The 5,347-nt window shown below is 70.4% G+C and carries 6 protein-coding genes; 4 read left to right on the top strand and 2 right to left on the bottom strand.

Annotation, left to right across the window (positions count from 1 at the left end):
- The coding region (locus ACIKT0_RS12550; RefSeq protein ID WP_407105664.1) for a TPM domain-containing protein at window positions 1-345 on the top strand (345 nt) is incomplete at its 5' end.
- A 3-nt stretch (window positions 346-348) separates the two neighbouring features.
- Here ACIKT0_RS12550 and ACIKT0_RS12545 read toward each other — a convergent pair.
- Window positions 349-1,128: an enoyl-CoA hydratase gene (locus ACIKT0_RS12545; protein WP_407105663.1), complete on the bottom strand. Its 780-nt coding sequence runs from the start codon at window positions 1,126-1,128 to the stop codon at window positions 349-351.
- A 132-nt stretch (window positions 1,129-1,260) separates the two neighbouring features.
- Window positions 1,261-2,142, bottom strand: a complete 882-nt coding sequence (gene mutM, locus ACIKT0_RS12540) for a bifunctional DNA-formamidopyrimidine glycosylase/DNA-(apurinic or apyrimidinic site) lyase (RefSeq protein WP_407105662.1) — start codon at window positions 2,140-2,142, stop codon at window positions 1,261-1,263.
- Window positions 2,143-2,287: 145 nt separating this feature from the next.
- On the opposite strand from mutM, the gene ubiE reads away from it, so the two are divergent.
- The 3 genes from ubiE to ACIKT0_RS12525 all read left to right on the top strand — a co-directional run.
- Complete coding sequence (gene ubiE, locus ACIKT0_RS12535; protein WP_407105661.1) at window positions 2,288-3,064, top strand: bifunctional demethylmenaquinone methyltransferase/2-methoxy-6-polyprenyl-1,4-benzoquinol methylase UbiE; 777 nt, start codon at window positions 2,288-2,290, stop codon at window positions 3,062-3,064.
- Window positions 3,065-3,117: 53 nt separating this feature from the next.
- A complete protein-coding gene (ubiB, locus tag ACIKT0_RS12530; RefSeq protein WP_407105660.1) occupies window positions 3,118-4,692 on the top strand; it encodes a 2-polyprenylphenol 6-hydroxylase in 1,575 nt (524 codons plus the stop codon).
- Window positions 4,693-4,706: 14 nt separating this feature from the next.
- A partial coding sequence (locus tag ACIKT0_RS12525) for a flavoprotein (protein WP_407105659.1) occupies window positions 4,707-5,347 on the top strand: 641 nt, incomplete at its 3' end.

Here is a 5,347-nt window from a genome sequence, read left to right as displayed (position 1 = left end):
GCCCTGCGCCTGGACAGGCTACCGGCGTCGGCCGCGCGCCGCGCCGCGGAGCGCGCCTTCATGGAGCTTGGGCTCGGCCGCACCAAGGAGCGCACGGGAGTGCTGATCCACGTGGCGCTGGCCGAAAGGCATGTCGAGGTCATCGCGGACGAGGGGGTGCACACCGCGGTCGCCCCCGAGACCTGGCGCGAGACCGTCATGGCGATCGTGGCCGCCGCCAAGCAGGGACGGGTGGCGGACGGGATCGTGGCGGCGGTGGAGCGCTGCGGCGACGCGCTCGCCGATGTCCTGCCGCCGCAGCCGGGCCTCGGGGACGAGCTCCCCAACGAGCCCGTGACCCGCTGAGCGTCACCGGTTCCTGAACTGCGGTTTCCGCTTCTCCAGAAACGCGGCCATTCCCTCTTTCTGGTCCTCCGTCGCGAACAGCGCCTGGAACGCACGGCGCTCGGCGCGGGCGCCCTCGGACAGCGGGCTCTCGAAGGCGGCGTTGACGGCCTCCTTGGCGGAGAACGTCGCGACGCGCGGCAGCGAGGCGATGCGGTCCGCGATCGCCATCGCTTCCTCGGTCAGGCGCTCGGGCGGAACGAGGCGAGCCACGAGCCCCGAACGCTCCGCCTCCTGCGCGTCCATCATCCGGCCGGTCAGGATCAGGTCCATGGCCTTCGCCTTGCCGACCGCGCGGGTGAGGCGCTGCGTCCCGCCGAAGCCCGGAATGATCCCGAGCGTGATCTCGGGCTGGCCAAACTTGGCGTCCTCCGCCGCGATGATGATGTCGCACATCATTGCGAGTTCGCAGCCGCCGCCGAGCGCGTAACCCGAGACCGCGGCGATCAGCGGCTTGCGGCAGCCGAGCAGCTTGCGCCAGGCGCCACCGAGATCGGCGAGATAGACGTCGGCGAAGCCCTGCTCCGCCATCTCGCGGATGTCCGCGCCCGCCGCGAAGGCCTTCTCGTCGCCCCGGATCACCAAGGCGCCGATGGCGTCGTCTGCGTCGAACGCCGCCACCGCCTCGCCAAGCTCGCGGACGAGCTGCGCGTTGAGCGCGTTCATGGCCTTCGGTCGGTTGAGCGTGATGAGGCCGACGGCGCCGCGGGTCTCGACCAGGACGGTTTCGAAGGATGGCGTCATGGGGCCTCTTGGGTGACAGGCGTCATCCGGCTGGAGCTCGTCCGGATCGTCGGGAAAGCATAGAGCGCTTCGTAGCGATGACGATCGGGCCCCGCGTCCGCGGCCCGTCGGGGCGGACGCCGCCGCTTCGCGTCATTCCTGGCAGACGGGGCAGAAGAAGGTCGAGCGTCCCGTCTGGGTGATCCGCTTCACGACCCCGCGGCAGTCCGGCGTCGGGCAGGGCTCATCCTCCCGGTCATAGACGCGGAACGAATGCTGGAAATAGCCGAGCTCGCCATCGGCGTGGGAGAAGTCGCGCAAGGTCGAGCCGCCGGCCGCGATCGCGGCCTGCAGCACCTCGCGGATCGCGAGCCCCAGCCGCTCCGAGCGCGCCGTGGGGCCGCCGCTCTTGCTGGCGGTCGAGCCCGCCAGGCGCTTTGGCGACAACCGGGCGCGGTGCAGCGCCTCGCAGACATAGATGTTGCCAAGCCCGGCGATCAGCCGCTGGTCGAGCAGCGCTGCCTTGAGGCTTGTCTGTCTGCCGTGAAACAGCCGCGCCAGCAGGGCGCCGTCGAGCTCGTTGCCCAGCGGTTCGATCCCGACATGCCGGAACAGCGGGTGCGTCTCGAGTCCGGCGCGCGGGATCAGCGCCATGAAGCCGAAGCGGCGCGGATCGTTGTAGGTCACGGTCGCGCCCCCCGACATCGCGAACGTCACGTGGTCGTGCGCCGCCGCCTTCGAGCGGGGATGATGGAATGCGCCAGGCGCCTGTCCGGTCTCCGGCAGGGTGACGCGGAACGATCCGGACATGCCGAGATGCATCACCAGCGTCTCGCCGTCGTCGAGATCCGCCAGCAGATATTTGGCGCGCCGGCCGAGCGAGGTGACGGTGCGGCCGGCGATCCGCTCGGCGAAACGCTCCGGGAACGGGAAGCGCAGGTCCGGCCGGCGGGCCTCCACCCGCTCGATCCGGCGGCCTTCCATGACGGGCGCGAGCCCGCGGCGCACGGTCTCGACTTCGGGAAGTTCAGGCATGACGGGGTGCTTTCGGGAGGCGCGGCGGGCGGGGCCCTGAATGTCGGGCCGCGGGCCTCGCGGCTCAAGTCTGGGCGTTGGCGACTGGCGCCGCCTCCGCCCCCGCGCTAGGGTCCGCGCGCCCTGCCCGAGGATTGCGACGCCCATGGACGGACAGCACGGCCCCGACGCCGGGACCGACACCCATTTCGGATTCACCGACGTTCCGCTCAGCGAGAAGCAGGGCCTGGTCGACGACGTCTTCCACAAGGTGGCGTCGCGCTACGACCTGATGAACGACCTGATGTCGGGCGGTCTGCATCGGGCCTGGAAGTCCGTGATGACCACGTCGATCGGGCTGCCGCGCGGCCCGCGCAGGTTCGACCTGCTGGACGTCGCCGGCGGCACGGGCGACATCGCCTTCCGGGCGATCGACGCCGGCGGGACCGGAGTGGCGGTCACGGTGCTGGACATCAACGGCGCCATGCTCGAGGTCGGCGCCGCCCGCGCGGCCAAGAAGCGGCTCTCGGATCGCGTCACCTTCATCCAGGGCAACGCGGAGGACCTGCCTCTTCCGGACCGCTCGTTCGACGCCGTGACGATCGCCTTCGGCATCCGGAACGTTCCCCGCATCCCCCTCGCGCTGAAGGAGATGCGCCGCGTGCTCAAGCCGGGCGGCCGCCTGCTGGTGCTCGAGTTCTCGAAGGTGGACGTGCCCGGCTTCGACCGGATCTACGACGCGTTCTCGTTCAAGGTCATCCCGCAGCTCGGCCGGATGGTGGCCGGCGACGCCGAGCCTTATCGCTATCTCGTCGAGTCGATCCGCAAGTTTCCCGACGCGGAGACCTTCGCGGACATGATGCGCGAGGCCGGATTCGAGCAGGTCACCGCGACGCCCATGACGGGCGGCGTCGCGGCGCTGCATGTCGGCTTCAGGATCTAGAGGTGGCCTTCTTGAGGACACGCCGCGCCGGTTCAGGCGTCTAGGTCGCGACGATGCCCGTTCTGAGCGCCGTCCCGAATCTGTTTCGGCTCGCCCGCGGGGGCTTCGTCATGGCGCGCGAAGGCGCGCTGCGGCTCGCTGATCCGCTCGAGCTTCCCCCCCTCGCCCGCACCCTGCTGCGCCTCGGCAGGCTGATCGAGAAGCGCTCCGCCAAGGACGGCGGAGAAGGTCTCGCCAACGCGCTGGAGCGGCTCGGGCCCTCTTATGTGAAGCTCGGCCAGTTCCTCGCGACGCGGCCCGACGTGGTCGGGTTCAAGACCGCGCGCGACCTCGAACGGCTGCATGACAGCGTGCCGCCCTTCCCGCACGAGGTCGCGGAGGCGGCCATCGTGGAGGCGCTCGGGGCGCCGCTCTCCGCAAGCTTCGTCTCGGTCGGGCCCGCAGTCGCGGCGGCGTCGATCGCACAGGTGCACCGCGCGGTGGTGCGGACCGAGGATGGCGGCGAGCGCGCGGTCGCGGTCAAGATCGTGCGGCCCGATGTGGCGCGCCGCTTCTCCCGCGACCTGGCGGCCGTGTTTGTCGTCGCGCGCCTGCTGGAGCGCTGGGTCCCGAAGACCCGCCGGCTGAGGCCGCTGGAGGTGGTCCGGACGCTGGCGCGATCGGTCGCGATCGAGATGGATCTGCGACTGGAGGCGGCCGCGCTCTCCGAGATCGCCGAGAACACCGCCGGCGATCCCGGCTTCCGTGTGCCGGCCGTCGACTGGGAGAGGACCACCCGCGGCGTGCTGACGATGGAGTGGATCGACGGCGTGAAGCTCTCCGATCGCGCCGGCCTGGCCGCCGCGGGGCACGACCTGCCGGCCCTCGGACGGCACCTGATGCAAACCTTCCTGCGCCACGCGATGCGGGACGGCTTCTTCCACGCCGACATGCATCCGGGGAATCTGTTCGTGGATTCCGCCGGCACCCTGATCGCGGTGGACTTCGGGATCACGGGCCGGCTCGGCATGAAGGAACGCAGGTTCCTCGCGGAGATCCTCTACGGTTTCATCGTGCGGGACTACCGCCGGATCGCGGAGGTCCATTTCGAGGCGGGCTATGTTCCCGCCGACGAGTCAGTCGACGAGTTCGCCCGGGCGCTCCGGGCCATCGGCGAGCCGATCTATTCGCGCACCGCCGACCAGATCTCCATGGCGCGCCTGCTGACGCTGCTGTTCGAGGTCACCGAACTGTTCCGGATGGAGACGCGGCCGGAGCTCCTGATGCTGCAGAAGACCATGGTGGTGGTCGAGGGCGTCGCGCGCACGCTGGACCCGAAGCTCGACATGTGGCGGACCGCGGACCCCGTGGTGCGGGAATGGATCGAGCGCAATCTTGGCCCTGTGGGGATCGCGGAGCGCACCACGGACGAGCTGCGGAAGCTGGCGAGGGGCGTCGGGCAGCTCCCGGATCTGCTGCTGCGGGTCAACCGCACGTCGGTGGAGCTCGAGGAAGTCGTGCGCGGAGGCGTCACCTTCTCGGACGAAAGCATCCAGGCGATCGCCTACGCCGTGCAGCGCCGCGCGTTCCGGGGTGATCTCGCGCTGTGGGTGATCGCAATCTCGCTCGTGTTCTATGTGTTCGGGTAACCCCGGAGTTCACCGTGACAGGCCTGGGCGGCGCCGCGCGCGAGACGCGCATCCTTCTCATCATCGGCGGCGGCATCGCGGCCTATAAGTCGCTCGACCTGATCCGGCGGCTTAAAGAGCGCGGCTGTTCGGTCCGAGCGATCCTGACCGACGCCGCGGCGGAGTTCGTGACGCCGCTCTCGGTCGCGACGCTCACGGGCGAGCGCGCCTTCCAGAACCTGTTCGACCTGACCGACGAACACGACGTCGGCCACATCCGGCTGGCGCGCGACGCCGATCTGGTAGTGGTCGCGCCCGCGACCGCCGACCTTCTGGCCAAGATGGCGAACGGGCTCGCCAACGACCTCGCCTCCACCGCGCTGATCGCCACCACGGCGCCGGTGCTGGCCGCCCCCGCCATGAACCCCACGATGTGGGCGCATCCGGCGACCCGCCGGAACGTGTCGCGCCTCGAAGCCGACGGCGTCCGCTTCGTCGGACCGGGGACCGGCCTGATGGCCGAGCGTGGAGAAAGCGGGCTCGGCCGCATGAGCGAGCCGCTCGAGATCGTTGCGGCCGCCGAAGCGCTGTTGCGCGCCGGGAATGCGGCCAGCTCGTCCAGGTCGCCACGCCGGGCGAGATCTACGAGCAGCCGAATTGCCGCTACGTCGCGGAC

Source organism: Hansschlegelia beijingensis (genome assembly GCF_045505405.1).
Taxonomy (GTDB): domain Bacteria; phylum Pseudomonadota; class Alphaproteobacteria; order Rhizobiales; family Methylopilaceae; genus Methylopila; species Methylopila beijingensis_A.
Note: the sequence above shows the minus strand (reverse complement) of the source record. Positions and strands in the feature narration are given on the sequence as shown.

What these genes read in the sequence shown, in the direction of transcription:
- ACIKT0_RS12545 (WP_407105663.1), bottom strand. Translation starts at nt 1,128, where the DNA reads ATGACGCCATCCTTCGAAACCGTCCTGGTCGAGACCCGCGGCGCCGTC.
- mutM (WP_407105662.1), bottom strand. Translation starts at nt 2,142, where the DNA reads ATGCCTGAACTTCCCGAAGTCGAGACCGTGCGCCGCGGGCTCGCGCCC.
- ubiE (WP_407105661.1), top strand. Translation starts at nt 2,288, where the DNA reads ATGGACGGACAGCACGGCCCCGACGCCGGGACCGACACCCATTTCGGA.
- ubiB (WP_407105660.1), top strand. Translation starts at nt 3,118, where the DNA reads ATGCCCGTTCTGAGCGCCGTCCCGAATCTGTTTCGGCTCGCCCGCGGG.